At 64.9% G+C, this 15,121-nt stretch carries 16 protein-coding genes; 4 read left to right on the top strand and 12 right to left on the bottom strand.

Translation table 11 applies throughout. The features are described 5' to 3' along the window. Window positions 1–82: 82 nt before the first annotated feature. Together EN861_RS03215 and EN861_RS03210 are read right to left on the bottom strand one after the other, a co-directional pair. Window positions 83–1,165, bottom strand: a complete 1,083-nt coding sequence (locus tag EN861_RS03215; protein ID WP_127279768.1) for an acyltransferase — start codon at window positions 1,163–1,165, stop codon at window positions 83–85. A 146-nt stretch (window positions 1,166–1,311) separates the two neighbouring features. Beyond that, window positions 1,312–3,219 (bottom strand): propionyl-CoA synthetase, encoded by a 1,908-nt coding sequence (locus tag EN861_RS03210; RefSeq protein WP_135862304.1) that lies wholly within the window; start codon window positions 3,217–3,219, stop codon window positions 1,312–1,314. Window positions 3,220–3,468: 249 nt separating this feature from the next. Here EN861_RS03210 and EN861_RS36040 point away from each other — a divergent pair, with 249 nt between their 5' ends. The 4 genes from EN861_RS36040 to EN861_RS03195 all read left to right on the top strand — a co-directional run bounded on the left by EN861_RS36040 (window position 3,469) and on the right by EN861_RS03195 (window position 5,731). Continuing rightward, entirely contained in the window at window positions 3,469–3,585 is a 117-nt protein-coding gene (locus EN861_RS36040) for a DUF2259 domain-containing protein (protein WP_245464503.1), read from the top strand. Window positions 3,586–4,013: 428 nt separating this feature from the next. After that, window positions 4,014–4,304, top strand: coding sequence for a PqqD family protein (locus EN861_RS03205; protein WP_127280436.1), 291 nt, complete (start codon window positions 4,014–4,016; stop codon window positions 4,302–4,304). Window positions 4,305–4,316: 12 nt separating this feature from the next. Further along, window positions 4,317–4,751, top strand: a complete 435-nt coding sequence (locus EN861_RS03200) for a lasso peptide biosynthesis B2 protein (RefSeq protein ID WP_127280435.1) — start codon at window positions 4,317–4,319, stop codon at window positions 4,749–4,751. Beyond that, the gene (locus EN861_RS03195) at window positions 4,748–5,731 is read left to right on the top strand and encodes a serine kinase (RefSeq protein WP_127280434.1); all 984 of its coding nucleotides are present in this window, start codon (window positions 4,748–4,750) and stop codon (window positions 5,729–5,731) included. The genes EN861_RS03200 and EN861_RS03195 overlap by 4 nt, the downstream gene beginning before the upstream one ends. An 8-nt stretch (window positions 5,732–5,739) precedes the next feature. Here EN861_RS03195 and EN861_RS03190 read toward each other — a convergent pair whose 3' ends face one another. The 10 genes from EN861_RS03190 to EN861_RS03145 all read right to left on the bottom strand — a co-directional run bounded on the left by EN861_RS03190 (window position 5,740) and on the right by EN861_RS03145 (window position 15,121). Then, window positions 5,740–6,762, bottom strand: coding sequence for a nucleotidyltransferase family protein (locus tag EN861_RS03190; RefSeq protein WP_127872998.1), 1,023 nt, complete (start codon window positions 6,760–6,762; stop codon window positions 5,740–5,742). A 70-nt stretch (window positions 6,763–6,832) separates the two neighbouring features. Continuing rightward, entirely contained in the window at window positions 6,833–7,819 is a 987-nt protein-coding gene (gene dhaK / locus EN861_RS03185) for a dihydroxyacetone kinase subunit DhaK (protein ID WP_127278064.1), read from the bottom strand. A gap of 39 nt (window positions 7,820–7,858) precedes the next feature. Next, window positions 7,859–8,281, bottom strand: a complete 423-nt coding sequence (locus EN861_RS03180) for a hypothetical protein (protein ID WP_127278065.1) — start codon at window positions 8,279–8,281, stop codon at window positions 7,859–7,861. Between the two features lie 9 nt (window positions 8,282–8,290). Next, window positions 8,291–9,865, bottom strand: coding sequence for a phosphoenolpyruvate--protein phosphotransferase (ptsP, locus tag EN861_RS03175; protein ID WP_189343540.1), 1,575 nt, complete (start codon window positions 9,863–9,865; stop codon window positions 8,291–8,293). 41 nt (window positions 9,866–9,906) lie between these two features. Next, window positions 9,907–10,209, bottom strand: a complete 303-nt coding sequence (locus tag EN861_RS03170) for an HPr family phosphocarrier protein (protein WP_127278067.1) — start codon at window positions 10,207–10,209, stop codon at window positions 9,907–9,909. A 21-nt stretch (window positions 10,210–10,230) separates the two neighbouring features. Further along, window positions 10,231–10,620: a dihydroxyacetone kinase phosphoryl donor subunit DhaM gene (dhaM, locus tag EN861_RS03165; protein WP_127278068.1), complete on the bottom strand. Its 390-nt coding sequence runs from the start codon at window positions 10,618–10,620 to the stop codon at window positions 10,231–10,233. Continuing rightward, the gene (gene dhaL / locus EN861_RS03160) at window positions 10,617–11,219 is read right to left on the bottom strand and encodes a dihydroxyacetone kinase subunit DhaL (protein WP_127278075.1); all 603 of its coding nucleotides are present in this window, start codon (window positions 11,217–11,219) and stop codon (window positions 10,617–10,619) included. The genes dhaM and dhaL overlap by 4 nt, the downstream gene beginning before the upstream one ends. Window positions 11,220–11,291: 72 nt before the next feature. Next, window positions 11,292–12,935 (bottom strand): dihydroxyacetone kinase subunit DhaK, encoded by a 1,644-nt coding sequence (locus EN861_RS03155; protein ID WP_127278069.1) that lies wholly within the window; start codon window positions 12,933–12,935, stop codon window positions 11,292–11,294. Between the two features lie 67 nt (window positions 12,936–13,002). Beyond that, the gene (locus tag EN861_RS03150) at window positions 13,003–14,016 is read right to left on the bottom strand and encodes an ABC transporter ATP-binding protein (RefSeq protein ID WP_127278070.1); all 1,014 of its coding nucleotides are present in this window, start codon (window positions 14,014–14,016) and stop codon (window positions 13,003–13,005) included. Then, window positions 14,009–15,121, bottom strand: a complete 1,113-nt coding sequence (locus EN861_RS03145) for an ABC transporter ATP-binding protein (RefSeq protein ID WP_127278071.1) — start codon at window positions 15,119–15,121, stop codon at window positions 14,009–14,011. The genes EN861_RS03150 and EN861_RS03145 overlap by 8 nt, the downstream gene beginning before the upstream one ends.

Below are 15,121 nucleotides of genomic sequence, written 5' to 3'. Positions count from 1 at the left end.
TCTTGTTTCGAGACTACGCAAAGTTCCGTCTGTCGCCGCCTTTATGCGGCTGGACAAGAAGCGCGGCGGCGAAGCTGGACGGCTACGCTGCCTTAAGCCGGTAGCGGAAAACCGTGTGGTCGAGCAGTAGCCGGATGCGCGGCTCGGCTTCGGTCGCCACCAGCCAGCTCGCCGCGATCATGGTCGCGGCGACCATCGCCATCGAGAAGAGATATGGCAGCCCGGCGCGGACCATGGCGCCGAGCATCGCCGCGCCGATGACGTCGTGGATCAGATAGAGCGGATAGGTCATCAGGCCTATCCGGCGCCAGCCGCTCCAGCTGAGGTCGAGCCTGAGGGACCATGCCATCAGCGCGATGGCCACGAGGAAGATCAGGATTGGCGGTGCGTAGGGCATCATGGCTCCGACCTTGATGCTGTGGACGTCGACGGAACTGGCGATCTGCAGCACGCCGCCGCCGAGGAACAGCAGGCAGAAGCCAAGGCGCGAAGGCGTCACCGCCTTGAACCGCATCAGCCAGATGAGCACGCCGACCGCGAAGAAACAGCCATGATGCACCAGGATGAGCTGCAGCCAGCGCGTCTCGGCGAAGTCCGACCAGCCGAGCGGATAGTACAGGCACCAGAACAGCGTGCTGACCAGGCCGATGACGATGGCAACCGCTTCCATCAGATGGAAGCGGCCGAGCCGCAACAGCACCCAGACGACGGCGTAGAAGGCGATCTCGATGCCGAGCGTCCAGTAGACGCTGTCCACCCACGGACCATAGGGCGCGAACAGGGCCGTCCGGGCGAGCCTTACCACCGCGTCGGTCGGCCAGCTCAAGCCGATGAGCAACAGCAGCGCCGCGGTGATCGGCGCACAGATCCACACCGCCGGCGCCAGCCTTTTGACCCTTGCCTCGAAGAACCGCAGCGGCGTCGAATTCTCGGCGCTGAAGGCAATGACGAAACCACTGATGACGAAGAAGATCTCGACGCCGACCCAGCCGGATTCGACCCAGGCGCCGATACCAGGTTGCGCCGGAACGCCGCCGGTCGCTTGCGCCGAGATGCCGTCGGGATAGGCCCACACCCAGAAGCCGTAGTGGTAGACCATGACCAGCACGGCGGCGAGAAACCGCAGGATGTCGATGCCGCCGAACGTTGTTTTCTGCTGAGCCATGCGATCCCATCGAATGGCCCCCCACGCGAACTGTAAGTCGGAATGTTGCATCGCACAATCAACGATTGTGCGATGCGTCCATCACAAAGTTCGCCGCGCCGCAACATCGCGGAACTGAATCTCCACTCATCTGCCGGCAGTGCTCCTCAGACGCCGATACCGCGCGCCTTCAGAGCCGCCGTGATTTCCTCGAGGATGGCGGGGTCGTCGATGGTCGCCGGCATCGTCCACGCTTCCTTGTCGGCGATCTTCTGAATGGTGCCGCGCAGGATCTTGCCCGACCGTGTCTTGGGCAGCCGCTTGATCGTTATCACCGTCTTGAAGGCGGCGACCGGGCCGATGCGCTCGCGCACCAGCGCGACGACCTCCTTCTCGATGGCGCCGCCGTCGCGCGCGACACCGGCGTTCAGCACCACCAAGCCGAGCGGAATTTGCCCCTTCATCGCGTCGGCGATGCCGACGACGGCACATTCGGCGACGTCGGGATGGGCGGCCAGCACCTCTTCCATCGCGCCGGTCGACAGCCGGTGGCCGGCGACGTTGATGATGTCGTCGGTGCGGGCCATCACGTAGAGATAGCCGTCCTCGTCGACCATGCCGGCATCGGCCGTCTTGTAGAAGCCGGGGAACTCATCGAGATAGGCTTGGCGGAAGCGGTCGTCGGCATTCCATAGCCTTGGCAGGCAGCCGGCCGGCAGCGGCAGCTTGACCACGACATTGCCCAGCGTCCCGCGGGGCACTTCATGGCCGGCATCGTCGAGCACGCGGATGTCGTAGCCCGGCATCGGCACCCCGGGCGAGCCGTATTTTACCGGCAAGAGGCCGAGCCCGGCGGGGTTGATCGTCATCGGCGAGCCGGTCTCGGTCTGCCACCAATGGTCGACCACCGGCACGTTGAGCTTTTGCTCCGCCCATTTGATGGTTTCGGGGTCGGCGCGTTCGCCGGCGAGGAACAGCGTGCGGAATTTCGACAGATCGTATTTCGGCACGAACTCGCCCTTGGGGTCCTGTCCCTTGATGGCGCGGAAGGCGGTCGGCGCGGTGAACAGCGCGACCACGCCGTGCTCCGAGATCACCCGCCAGTAGGTGCCGGCATCTGGCGTGCCGATCGGCTTGCCTTCGAAGAGCACGCTGGTGCAGCCATGCAGCAGCGGTCCGTAGACGATGTAGGAATGCCCGACCACCCAGCCGACATCGGACGCTGCCCAGAATACTTCTCCCGGCTTGACGCCGAACTCGTTGTCCATCGTCCATTTCAGCGCGACCATGTGGCCGCCATTGTCGCGCACGATGCCCTTGGGCTGGCCGGTCGTGCCCGAGGTGTAGATGATGTAGAGCGGGTCGGTGGCCAGCACCGGCACGCAGTCGACATTGGCGCCGGCCGCCCGTTCGCGGGCGACCGCGTCGGCATAGTCGATGTCGAAATGGTCCTTCAAATCGCAGCGCAACTGGTCGCGCTGCAGGATCAGGCAGGCGTCCGGCTTATGGCGGGACATCTCGATCGCCTTGTCGAGCAGCGGCTTGTAGGCGACGACCCGGCCCGGCTCCAGGCCGCAGGAGGCCGAGATTATCAGTTTCGGCTTCGCGTCGTCGATGCGGGTGGCAAGCTCATGTGAGGCAAAGCCACCGAACACGACCGAATGCACGGCGCCGATGCGGGCGCAGGCGAGCATGGCGATGGCCGCCTCCGCCACCATCGGCATGTAGATGATGACGCGGTCGCCCTTGCCGATACCGCGGTTCTTCAGCACCGAGGTCAGCGCCACCACTTCGCGTTTGAGTTCGGCATAGGTGAACTTCTTCACCGTTCCGGTGATGGCGCTGTCATGGATCAGTGCGATCTGATCGGCCCGCCCGCCGGCGACATGCCTGTCTAGGGCGTTGTAGCAGGTGTTGCAGGTCGCGCCGGTGAACCAGCGGCCATAGACGCCGGCTGCTGCATCGAACACCTTGTCCCAGGGCGAATACCAGTCGATGGCCTCGGCCGCGTCGGCCCAGAATTTTTCCGGGTCGCGTTTCCAGCCGTCATAGACCTCGTGATAGCGTGAAGCCATCCATATCCTCCCCAGGAACCATCTGCCGTCCTCGCCAGTAGCCTATGTTGTTTCTTCGGGCGTTGTCTCCCTGCATTTTCGTCTCAGTTGGCCGCGTCTTGAGCTGATAGGCGCGGTGTCGTGAAGCGCGCCATCGAGGGGTGAACGAATGCACCATCGGTGGCGTATCGCGGCAGGGCCCGCGATTGTGCTGGTTCAAGACCCTGCATGAGGACAAGGCCGTGCCGGGCTACAGCCTGTCGGAATCCTATGAAAAACAGACCGGCCGGCAAGCCGGCGGTGATCGTTGTGCTGGTGCAGCGCTTCAGCCAGGGCTTTGAGGGGCGCGATCGCCGCTTCATCGCGGTGACCGGACAACCCCGCTGAGCAACCCGTCGATAGCCGTCTAAAGAACCGTATTTGCTGGACAAAAGTCGATCACGCTAGATCGGCAAGGCCACCAGCATGAGGCCGACGCCGCCGAAGATCAAAATGGCTGTCGCAAGCGCTTTTCGATGACGTTCGAAAGTCGTCGGAGCCCGCTCCCAATTGTAACGCATACCCTATCTCCCCAAGATACGGGGAGTTCTTACCTTACCTAAGGGAAGAAAAGCAACGGTCCTGCCGGTCCACGCGCTTGCCTAGCGTGTCATTCCGGCGGCTGGGAGGATTTCAGCTGTGGATGGATGTTGCGACTGACAAGGATCTGTCGCTCACACAGAGCTGCGCGGGCCATCCCCCCAGCCGGTCGATAGACAGAGCCCCACCACCGCGCTATCTCATTCCGGGGTTTCGCATGGCTTTTGGGGTTCGTGATGGAAATTGCCTCTGGAACGGTTCTGAGATTGGCGGAAGATGCCTCGGTCCAGCATGTCGGCGACGGCGCGGTCGTGCTTTTGGCCCGGAGCGGCCAGCTCTATACCTGCAACGGCACGACCGAAGCCTTTCTCGACAAGGTGGATGGCGCGCGCAGCCTCGGCCAGATCGTCGGCCTGCTTTGCGAGGAGTTCGAAGTCGACAAGGGCACGCTTGACGAGGACATGGCGGCACTGGCCGCCGATCTGGTCTCGGAAGGCATTCTGGCCGCTCCGGGACTTGATAGCTGAAGGTACTGTTTGATGGCGGACAGTCCTCTCCTGCGCGCCTTGTTCCGCTGCCATCTCTGGGCAAGCGCGCGGCTGATGCCGGTCCTTATTGCCAACCGCAGCTTCGAGGAGGTGCTGGAATGGGCGCCGCTTGCCTCGCCGACGCCCTATCGTGGCTTGCCAGCCGCCTACATTGTCGCTCGCGTCAACCGCATTGTCCGCCATCCCTGGCTGATGCGTGACCGCAGATGCCTGCGGGAAGGGCTGCTCGGCCACCGTTTCCTGCGCCTTGCCGGCTTCGATCCGGAGTTGCGTTTCGGCGTCGATCCGAAGTCGCTGCAAGCGTCCCGGCTGTCGGCGCATTGCTGGGTCTGCCTCGACGGCAGGCCGGTGGTCAGCCACAGCCTTCCCGGCATGGTCGAAATCTATCGCCACCATGACCGCGCCACGAAGGTGCGCCCCGCTTGACCAGACCTTGCGTCTTCTATGATCTCAACGGCCAGGTGCTCGGCATTTCGGCCGAACGGGCCGAACTATGGCTAGACTTCGACAGGATGCTCGCCGGCCTGCGCGTCGAAGGTTCGACCGAAGCGGATTTTCGTTTCGACATCGCCGACGCGGAAGCATTGGACGAGACACCCGCCGGATCCCTGGTTTTCGAGGGCGAGATACCGGACGACGGCTACTGCCGGATGATCACCCACGGCGCCAGCGTCCATCTGGTCTTGCCAGGACGCCAGACCGTCGAGATCAGCGAGAAGGGCTGGGCTCGGCTTTGCATCGTGCCCGACAGCAAGGCCGCCTGGACGCCGTCGATGCTGATGCTGGACGCCGCGCTCGATGCCGGCGGCCAGCATATGCTGCATACCGCGGGCCTGACGCTGCCGGGCCGGGATGCCGTCGTGCTGATCCATGCCCCGAGCGGTACCGGCAAGACCACGACCTCGCTGGCCCTGGCAACGCATGGTTTCGGCCTGTGCTCCGACGACGCCATGATCCTGAATGTCGCTGGCGCCACGCCGGTTGCCTGGGGTTTGCCACGCCACGTCAAGATCCATGAGAAGACCGCGCGAATGATCCCGCAGGTGGCGCCATGCCTCGGGCCATCCTGGGACCGCAATGGCGAACAGGCTGTTTCGCTGGAAAAGCTGGGCGGGATCGTGAAAATCGAAACCCCGACCGCCCGTCCGGTGGCCGCGCTCCTGCACCTCGCGCGATCCGCCGACGAAGAGACCCGGCTCGTGCCGATGGCCAGGACCGACGCCATGGTGGCGCTGGCGATGGACAACGTCCGAACCGGCGCGACCGGCCTGCTGCCGCTGCAGAAGCGCCGGCTGGCGACGATCGGCAGACTGGTCTCGTCGGTGCCGACCTTCACGCTGGAAGTAGGCGCGCGCCCGGCCGATGCGGCGGCGCTGATAAGCGCCACGTTGACATCACGGGACTGACGGCCACTTCAAGCGGCGTATGGCCTGGCCTTGGCCAGGCGCTGGATCCAGCGAAAGGCATCGCGGCGCAGGCGCGAGCCGATCTTCTCCCTGGAATTGACTCTGAGCAGCGTGTTCGTCGTGATCAGCTTCTTGGCCAACCGTATCGACAGGTCGGGTTTGATCCGCCCGGCAAGTTCGAGCGCATGCGGTTCGCCGAACAGGCGGCCGGTCACGTTGAGCACGATCGCCAGTTCGAGTTCGATGCCGGTCATGCGGGCGGCGTCGAGCAGGCGGGCTTCCGATTCGGGTGATCGCAGCGCGCGTACGCCTTGCAGCACGTCGACACAAAGCTGCAGCCGGTGGAATTTATGCCCGCCGGCGGCATGCACGATGGCGATCGTCAAAAGGGCTGCCGGCGTGTCCATAGCCTCGCCGTCGATGATGCCCAGCTCGCGAAACCCCAGCGACAGGCGGCGACGCATGCCGGTGTCGTGCACAAGGTCGCCATGCAGCTCGACCAGCAGGCTGGAATTCTCCTTTTCCAGCCATTTGAATTCCTGCAGCTGGTAGGATTCCGCCTCGTTGCTGCCAAGCTCGAAGCCTGACGCCGCGATCACCTGGTTTGCCCGTGCAAGGTTGGCGGGCTCGACGAGGATGTCGATGTCGGTGAACGGCCGGTCGGATGCGTTACGGTAGAGTTTTCGCGCGAACACCGGCCCCTTGACGATCCGCGCTGGAATGCCTTCCGCCGCCATCCCCTTCATGATGCGGTCGCCATGATACTGCAGCAGCATCGACTGGCCGGTAGCGATCGTCGCCTTCTGGCGCAGATCGTCGAGTTTGTCCTGCAAGCCAGCGTTCGACGGAAGGTGCGCGTCGCCGCGCTCCCTGAGCTTGCGCAGCATGATCGGCAGGACGCCGTGGAATTCGGCATTGTCGAGCAGAGCCGACAGCGCCTTTGCCGACAAATTGTCCTCGACCGCCGCGGCCTCCGGGTCGGCGAAGCGCAGCAGCAACTTTTCCTCGGCGGGCGTAAGGGATGGCAGCATCAATCCGGACAGGTGTTACCGATAGCGGGATCGCCCGGATGGTCGCAGAAAAGCCAAGGGGAAGCCAGCGTTACATGCCCCAGCGCAGCGCCGCCGTGTGGACAGGTGCGTCCCACCAGCCCGTCAATTCGTCGTCAAGCAGGGTCAGCGTGACCGAGCAGCCGGCCATGTCGAGCGAGGTGACATAGGTGCCAACCAGCGAGCGGGCAATCGTCACGCCATGCTGCTCGAAAATCCGGCGGGCGCTGTTGTACATCAAATAGAGCTCCATCAGCGGCGTGCCGCCGAAGCCGTTGACGAACAGCAGCGCCGGGCCGTTCGCCCTGTCGCCGAGATCGCCCAGGATCGCGGCGCAGATCTCGTGCGCGATCGCATCGGCGCTCCTCAAGGTGTCGCGGCGGCGGCCGGGCTCGCCATGGATGCCGACGCCGAATTCCATCTCGCCATCGCCGATGTCGAAGGTCGGTTTGCCGGCCGCCGGCACGGTGCCGCTGGTCAGTGCCACGCCCATCGAGCGGGTCGCCTCGTTGACGCGGTCGCCCAGCGCCTTCAACGCCGGCAACGCCAGGCCGTGCTCGGCGGCAGCGCCGACGATCTTTTCCACCACCAATGTGCCGGCGACGCCGCGCCGTCCGGTCGTATAGGACGAATTCTCGACGGCGACGTCGTCATTGGTCACCACCTGCAGGACGCCTTCCGACATCTCCGCCGCCATGTCGAAATTCATCACGTCGCCCTCATAGTTCTTGACGATGAACAGGCAGCCGGCGCCGGTGTCGACAGCTTGCGCGGCTGCCAGCATCTGGTCCGGCGTCGGCGAGGTGAACACCTGGCCGGGACAGGCGGCGTCCAGCATGCCATGGCCGACAAAGCCGCCATGCAGCGGCTCGTGGCCGGAGCCGCCGCCGGAGATCAGCGCCACCTTGCCCGGCTCGAGGGCCTTGCGGCGGATGAATTTGTGCTCCTCGCCAAGCACGAGGATGTCGGCATGGGCGGCCACGAAACCGTCGAGGCTCTCGGTCAGCACCGTGTCCACCGAGTTCATGAATTTCTTCACGGCCGTCTCCTCCCGAAATAGCCTGGCATCAAGGGTCGATCAGCCACTCTTGCCGGTGATGCTGGTGACCTTCTGGATGAATTCGTTGATCGCGCGGTCGAGCGCTGCATTCTGCTTGTCATCGCCGAAATCCGGCACGATGAGCGAAACGTGCCTTGTCTTGCGTGCGCCCGCGGCGACCGAGATCTTCCCGGGATGTGCCTGGTGATAGGCGGCGAGAAACTGGTCGCGCTCGGCTGGGCTGAAATGGCAGACGGAAAAGATGGCGGGCAGATGCTTTGACGGGATCGGGATCGAATAGGCGGGGCTCGAAATCTGCGTGACGAAGCTGCGGTGCTTGCCGAGCGCGTCGGCGAGGCGCTGGCGCATGCCCGACGGGCGCTGGTCGATGACCTGCGACAGGATCGTCTTGTAGGCGCGGATCGCCTCCTCGGAGCCGGGTTGGTATGCGTTGTCGATCATGCCAGCCGCCTAGACCGGGACGTCCGCGATGGCCGCCTTGGCCATGGCGAGTTGCGCCGGCGCGACCGAGAGATCGCGCAGGCCGGCCTCGAGCAGCGACGGGATCGAAGCGGGGTCGCCGCCGGCGTCGCCGCACAGGCTGACGGGGATACCGTTTTCCTGTCCGAAGGCCGCGACCGCACCGATCAACCGCAGGACGGCCGGATGGCGCACGGAGTTGAGATGCGCGACCGCGGCATTGTCGCGGGCAGCCGCCATCACATATTGCGTGAGGTCGTTGGAGCCGATCGAGAAGAAGGCGACGCCGGCGAACGCCTCCGGCGCGATGGCCACCGAGGGCACCTCGACCATGATGCCGAGCGGCGGCATTTTGTGCGCGACGCCGCGCGCGGCGAGCGCCGCCCGCTCCTCGGCGAACAGGGCGGCGGCGCGTTCATACTCTTCTGATGTGGCGATCATCGGAAACATGACTTTGAGATTGCCGTGTGGTGCGGCGCGCAGCAATGCCCTGATTTGAACACGGAATATATCCAGCCTGGCCAGCGACAGCCTGATGCCGCGCAGGCCGAGGAACGGATTTCCTTCCTCGACGGTGAAGCCCGGCACCGGCTTGTCGCCTCCGGCATCGACGGTGCGGATCGTCACCGGTTTTTCGCCGGCCCATTCCAGCACCTTGCGATAGGCGCGATACTGCGTCTCTTCATCCGGCAGCGTCTTGCCGAACAGGAATTCCGTACGCATCAGGCCGACACCATCGCAGGTCGCGATGTCGATGGCATCGACATCGCGGGGGTCGGCGATGTTGACCTGCACGCGCACCGCGGTGCCGCGCTTCGTCGCTGCCGGCCGCGCCAGAAATGTCTGTGCCTTGCCCTGTCGAGCCGCGAAGGAAGACGACGCCTGTCGGAACGAGCCGATCTCCGTGGGCGAGGGCGTCAGAACGATAGTCCCGTGCTCGGCGTCGAGCAGCGCCATGACGGCACCAGCGGTGAGCGGCTCGCGCAGACCCACGACCATCGGCACGCCACGCGAGCGCGCCAGCATGGCGACGTGGCTGGCAGTGCTGCCTGCCTTCAGCGCGATGCCGCCGCCATGGCTCCAGTCGGTTTCGAGAAACCGCGTCGGCGCGATATCCTCGCCGCAGAGAATGGCGCCGGCCGGTGCCGTGCTGTCACCGTCCTCGGTGAGCGCGCGCAGCACCTGGTCCCTGATATCGCGCAGGTCCGCGGCGCGGGCGCGGAAATAATCCTGGTCCGAGGCGTCGTAACCGGCGATCTCGGCATCGAGTGCCTGCCGCCAGGCCGCGTCGGCGGTTTTTCCGGAAGCGATCGATGCGAAGGCCGGCCTGCTCAGCGCATCGTCTTCCAGCATGGCGATGTGGAATTCGAGTATGCCGGCGGCATCGCTGTCGGCGGTCCCGACCATGGCCACGAGCCGGCTCACCGCCTTGCCGATCGCGGCTTCCAGCGACAACGTCTCCTCGGCGGAGCTTGCCTTGCTTGCATAGACGCCGGCAGGCCGGTCCAGTTCGAACAGGGGCCCCTCGGCATAGCCGGCCGAGGCCGGAACACCTTCAATGCGCATGGCCCGCATTCCCTGCGGGCCGGCCAAGGCATGCAACGGCCTCAAGCCGAGCGGACATGGCCGGCGTCCTCGTCGAAATCGCGCTGCACCAGTTCGATCAGCGCGCGGATCGCATCATCGGCGCCATCGCCTTTGGCCCTGATATGCAGCACCGTGCCCTTCGGCGCCTTGGCTGCCATCACCTTGACGATGCTTTTTGCGTCGAACCACGGGCCGTTGGCGGCGAGTGCAATTTCCACATCGGCGGCAAAGCTCTTGGCCAGCTTGGTGAACTTCACCGAAGGACGCGCATGCAGGCCCACATCGTGGGTGATCAGGACGGTCGCTTCTGCGGTTGCGGACATGTCTTCAAAAACCCCGTTCACTCACGACGGCGACAATTCGTGCGCCGTCGCCACCACTTCCCGGAGCGAGGCGCCGCCGGAGGCCTCGGTCGCCGCCATTACCGCGCCCTCGACGATCGGCGCGTTGCAGACGATGATCTTCTGCGCGCGCGGTTCGCCGATCATCTCCACCGCCATCTCCGAATTGGTCTCGGCGCCGCCGAGATCGACAAGGATGGCGACACCGGCTTCCGACCAGGCCTTGTCGATGGCGCCCATGATCGCCTCGACACTGGTGCCGAGCCCGCCATGGCCGTTTCCGCCGCACCATGCAAGCGGCACTTCGTCGCCCACCATCTGGCGTACCATGTCGGCTGTGCCCTCCGCGACCAGCGGCGAATGCGAGACGATCACGATCCCGACATTGCTCATGCGCTTTCCCCGATCGCCTGTCCCACCGTGCGCACCAGCAGCGCGGTCGAGCGCGCGCCGGCATCCATATGGCCGATCGAGCGGTCGCCGAGGAACGAGGCACGCCCACGCAGCGCCTTCATCGGCACGGTCGCTTCGGCGGCGGCGTCGGCGATGTCGACTATTTCAGCTACCGTCTTTCCCCCGGCTAACGCGTCATGCACCGGTTGCAGCACATCGAGCATGGTTTTCTGGCCAACCTGTGACTTGCCGCGCGCGGCCACCGCTTCGATCGCCTTGCCGAAGGCAGTCGTCAGGTTGGCGCGATCAGGTTCCGCCGAAATCTCCTTGCCGAGCGCCATGAACAACGTGCCGAAGAGTGGGCCGGACGCACCGCCCACCGTCATCACCAGCTTGGTGCCGATCGCCTTCAGTGTGTCTGGCAGCGGCTTTGCCGCGAACACATCCGCCTCGGCGCGCACGGCCTCGAAGCCGCGCTTCATGTTCAGTCCATGGTCGCCGTCGCCGATCGCCTGGTCGAGCGCCGTCAATTCCTCGGCGTGCTCGGCAATCGTATCCGCGGCGGCCGTGATCAGCTTCGAAAGATTCAGCGCCGTCATGTCGCCCGAATTCCCGGTTTGCACCTTGCCGGCAGTAGCGAAAGAACGGTCGTTCGGCAACTGGAGCATGCGTCAGGCCGTGGCATGCTGCGCGGCGGCGGCCGCGAACACTTCGGCCACGGCATGAGCACCGGGGTCGACCACACCTTGCAATTTGGTGCCGACATAAGCCGACCGGCCGGCCTTCGCCCTCTCCATCGCGGCCGTGGCTTCGGCGCCGCGCGCGGCCACTATCGCGGCTTCCTCCAGGCCCTTGGCGTCGAGCGCCCTCAGGGCCGGCTCCAGCGCGTCGACCATAGTGCGATCGCCGGGTTTTGCGCCGCCGTAGAAGGTCATTCGTTCAAGCCCGGCAAGCAGGGCCTTGGGCACATCAGTGCCGCCATCGAGGGCCCGCGACGCCGCTGTGAAGAAGATCGACAACAACACCCCACTGGAGCCGCCCATCGAGGCGCTCAGAAGGTCGCCGACGGCGCCAAGCGTCGCTGCGGGGTCGGCAAGCGGCAGCGTATCGAGCCGTTCGAGGATGCTGCGTGCGCCGGTCGCTGCCGTCGAGCCGGTGTCACCGTCGCCTGCCTTGGCGTCCAGGCCGTTCAATGTCGCTTCAAGCGAAATCAGCTTTTCACAGACCGTCACGATCAAGCGCCTTGTGCCTGCGTCGTGGCTGGCCTTGCGTGCCGCGCCTTCGTGCGCTGGTTTGACCAGCGGCACGACATAAGGCTCCACGACCGGCTTTGCCGGCATCCAGGCGTGCGGGCCGACCGGCGCCAGCAGGGCCGCTTGGCGCGCCGCATCGAGCCGGATCAGCGACAGCGAGAACCCGTTCATGTTGAGCGCCGTCATCAGCGGGCCGGGACCGATCGTCAACTTGACGGCCCTGGCGAGCGGCGAGGCAAGTACCGCATTGGCGACCAAGGACATTTCGAGCGGTGGCACCGAACCGAGATTGTTGATCAGCAAGGCATAGGTGGCCTTCGGGTCGAGCCGCACTGCCAAGCGCTCCGCCATGATCGCCACCAGCCGGTCGACGCTCTGCACCGCGATGCGCTCGACGCCAGGCTCGCCATGGATGCCAAGGCCGAGTTCGCCATCATCGGCTCCAAACCTGTCTTCATGCGGCTGGCCCGGGATCGAACAGGACGACAGCGATATGCCGAGCGAAATGATATCCTTCGCCGCCGTCCGCGCCGCGGCCGCGATCTCGGCCAGATCCCGGCCGGCTTCCGACAGATGGCCTGCAATCTTGTGCACGAACAGGGTGCCCGCGACACCGCGCGGCTGGGCGATGTCAGGCAGCGCGATGTCGTCGGCGACGATCACCATCTCGACTCGAAAGCCTTCGGCGCGCGCCTTTTCCGCAGCGAGGCCGAAATTGAGCCGGTCACCGGTGTAGTTCTTGACGATCAGCAGGCAGCCGGCCGGTCCGGTGACCGCGCGAATGGCCGCCAGCACCGCTTCGACGCTCGGCGAGGCAAAGATCTCGCCCGAGACGGCAGCTGTCAGCATGCCCTTGCCGACGAAGCCGGCATGCGACGGCTCGTGCCCGGCGCCGCCGCCGGAGACGACGCTGACCTTGGACTTGTCCCAATCGGCGCGCAGCACGACCTTGATCTCGGGATAGCCGTCGAGGCGCGCGAGGTTGCCTGAGCCAATGGTGCGCAACAATCCGTCCAGCGCCTCGGTGACGATCGTTGCCCTGCGGTTGAAAAAGTGCTTCATCGAATTGGTCCCGTATTTCGTCAATCAGAAGCCGGCATCACCTTGGCGAGGGACGCCGAAAAACCATTCACGTCAGTCGTTGTCCGTCAGCGCCGAAATAGAGCGGCGAGCGATAGCGGATCACCACTTTGTCGCCTTGCCCCAGATCCGTGTCGGGATCGGTCAGCGTCACCAGTTTCTTCGGCCCCACCGTCACATGCAGATGGTTCTGGTCGCCGAGATGCTCGACCCAGTCGACGACGCCGTCGGCATGGCCATTCACGGCTTTCTCGATCGCCAGGTGCTCGGTCCGCGCGCCGATCGTCTTGGTGCCGGCCGGCGCGCTGCCATCCGGCAGCAGCCCCGTCGGTAGAAGATTGATGGCGGGCTGGCCGAGCCGTGCCGCGACGTGCAGATTTGCCGGCTCGGAGTAGATGGTTCGCGGCGTGCCGATCTGCACCAGCACGCCATCGGCCAGGATGCCGATGCGATCGGCCATGGTCATGGCCTCGATCTGGTCGTGGGTGACGTAGAGCATGGTGGCGCCGAGTTCGGACTGGATGCGTTTCAGCTCGAGCCTGAGATCCGCGCGCAGCTTGGCGTCCAGCGACGACAGCGGTTCGTCCATCAGGTAGATGGACGGCTTGCGCACCAGCGCGCGGCCGATGGCGACGCGCTGCATTTCGCCGCCCGACAATTTGGTCGAACGGTTGGCGAGCTTGTGATGGATGCGCACCATCTTCGCCACCTCCTCGACCCGGCGGCGAATCTGGTCTTCCGGTATTTTTCGTGCCGGCGAGCGCAGGGGAAAGGCGAGATTGTCGAACACCGACAGATGCGGATAGAGCGAATATTGCTGGAAAACGAAAGCGGTGTCGCGCTCGGCCGGTGACAGGCTGGTGGCATTGTGGCCGCCGATCTCGATCGTACCGGTATCCGGCCGCTCCAGTCCGGCGATCAGGCGCAATGTCGTCGTCTTGCCGGCGCCGGTCGGCCCGAGCAGCACGACGAATTCGCCGTCTGATATATGCAGGTCGAGACCGTTGACGGCGACATGCTCGCCGAAACTCTTGGTCACGCCTTTGATGCGCACATCAGCCATGCTGCACTCTCCCCTGAGAGGCGGTATCGTGGATCGCCGTCTTCACCGCGCGCCCTGAGCCTTTTTCGAACAGCGACAGCCGCGCGCTGTTCAGCGTCAGGCCGACATGGTCGCCGGCGTTGAGCCGGATTTCGGCCGGCACACGCGCCTTGATGATGCCGTCCGATGTCTCCACCGCGACGATCTGCGTGGTGCCGAGATATTCGGTGCCGTAGATTGCGCCGCGCAGTTTCGATGCGTCGTCGAAGCGGATGTGTTCGGGGCGGATGCCGAGCGCCATGTCGGCCGGCGCCACATCCTCGCGCACCTCCGGCACCGTGACTTTGGCGCCCTGCACGACGATCTCCTTCGCGCCCTTGGCGAGCCCGCCGCCGAAGCCCAGAAAGTTCATCGGCGGCGAGCCGATGAAGTCGGCGACGAACATGGACGCCGGGCGGTCGTAGATCTCGCGTGGCGTGCCGAACTGCTCGATGACGCCATGGTTCATGACGGCGATCTTGTCGGCCATCGACATCGCTTCCATCTGGTCATGCGTGACATAGACCGTGGTGGCGTGGATGCGGTTGTGCAGTTCGCGCAATTCATGGACCATCAAATCGCGGAATTCGGTGTCGAGCGTCCCCAGCGGTTCGTCCATCAGGAAGCATTTTGGCCGCCGCACGATGGCGCGGCCGAGCGCGACGCGCTGGCGGTCGCCACCGGCGAGGCCGGAGACGGATTTGTCGAGCAGATGGTCGATGCGCAGAAGCTTCGCGGTTTCCTCGACGCGGCTGCGGATTTCGGCGGAGGACATGCCTTGCGCCAGCAGCGGGAAGCCGATGTTCTTGCGTACATTCATGTGCGGGTAGAGCGCGAACAGCTGGAAGACGAAGGCGATGTCGCGCTCGCGCGCCCTGAGCATGGTAACGTCGTCGCCGCCGAGCAGGATCTGGCCGCCGGTCGGCAGCTCCAGCCCGGCGATCATGCGCAAGGTGGTGGTCTTGCCGCAACCGGACGGTCCGAGCATGACGAAGAACTCGCCATCCTCGACGACGAAGTTGGAGTCTTGCACGGCGACGAAATCGCCGAAGGCCTTTCTCAGATGCTGGACGCGGATTTCGGCCAT

It is taken from the genome of Mesorhizobium sp. M8A.F.Ca.ET.218.01.1.1 (genome assembly GCF_004791165.1).
Taxonomy (GTDB): domain Bacteria; phylum Pseudomonadota; class Alphaproteobacteria; order Rhizobiales; family Rhizobiaceae; genus Mesorhizobium.
This window is presented reverse-complemented; position numbering and strand designations above follow the sequence as displayed.

Excerpts from the sequence above, each read along its gene's own strand:
- EN861_RS03215 (WP_127279768.1), bottom strand. The coding sequence starts at position 1,165 with ATGGCTCAGCAGAAAACAACGTTCGGCGGCATCGACATCCTGCGGTTT.
- EN861_RS03210 (WP_135862304.1), bottom strand. The coding sequence starts at position 3,219 with ATGGCTTCACGCTATCACGAGGTCTATGACGGCTGGAAACGCGACCCG.
- EN861_RS36040 (WP_245464503.1), top strand. The coding sequence starts at position 3,469 with ATGAAAAACAGACCGGCCGGCAAGCCGGCGGTGATCGTTGTGCTGGTG.
- EN861_RS03205 (WP_127280436.1), top strand. The coding sequence starts at position 4,014 with ATGGAAATTGCCTCTGGAACGGTTCTGAGATTGGCGGAAGATGCCTCG.
- EN861_RS03200 (WP_127280435.1), top strand. The coding sequence starts at position 4,317 with ATGGCGGACAGTCCTCTCCTGCGCGCCTTGTTCCGCTGCCATCTCTGG.
- EN861_RS03190 (WP_127872998.1), bottom strand. The coding sequence starts at position 6,762 with ATGCTGCCATCCCTTACGCCCGCCGAGGAAAAGTTGCTGCTGCGCTTC.
- EN861_RS03180 (WP_127278065.1), bottom strand. The coding sequence starts at position 8,281 with ATGATCGACAACGCATACCAACCCGGCTCCGAGGAGGCGATCCGCGCC.
- ptsP (WP_189343540.1), bottom strand. The coding sequence starts at position 9,865 with ATGCGCATTGAAGGTGTTCCGGCCTCGGCCGGCTATGCCGAGGGGCCC.
- EN861_RS03170 (WP_127278067.1), bottom strand. The coding sequence starts at position 10,209 with ATGTCCGCAACCGCAGAAGCGACCGTCCTGATCACCCACGATGTGGGC.
- dhaM (WP_127278068.1), bottom strand. The coding sequence starts at position 10,620 with ATGAGCAATGTCGGGATCGTGATCGTCTCGCATTCGCCGCTGGTCGCG.
- dhaL (WP_127278075.1), bottom strand. The coding sequence starts at position 11,219 with ATGACGGCGCTGAATCTTTCGAAGCTGATCACGGCCGCCGCGGATACG.
- EN861_RS03155 (WP_127278069.1), bottom strand. The coding sequence starts at position 12,935 with ATGAAGCACTTTTTCAACCGCAGGGCAACGATCGTCACCGAGGCGCTG.
- EN861_RS03150 (WP_127278070.1), bottom strand. The coding sequence starts at position 14,016 with ATGGCTGATGTGCGCATCAAAGGCGTGACCAAGAGTTTCGGCGAGCAT.
- EN861_RS03145 (WP_127278071.1), bottom strand. The coding sequence starts at position 15,121 with ATGGCCGAAATCCGCGTCCAGCATCTGAGAAAGGCCTTCGGCGATTTC.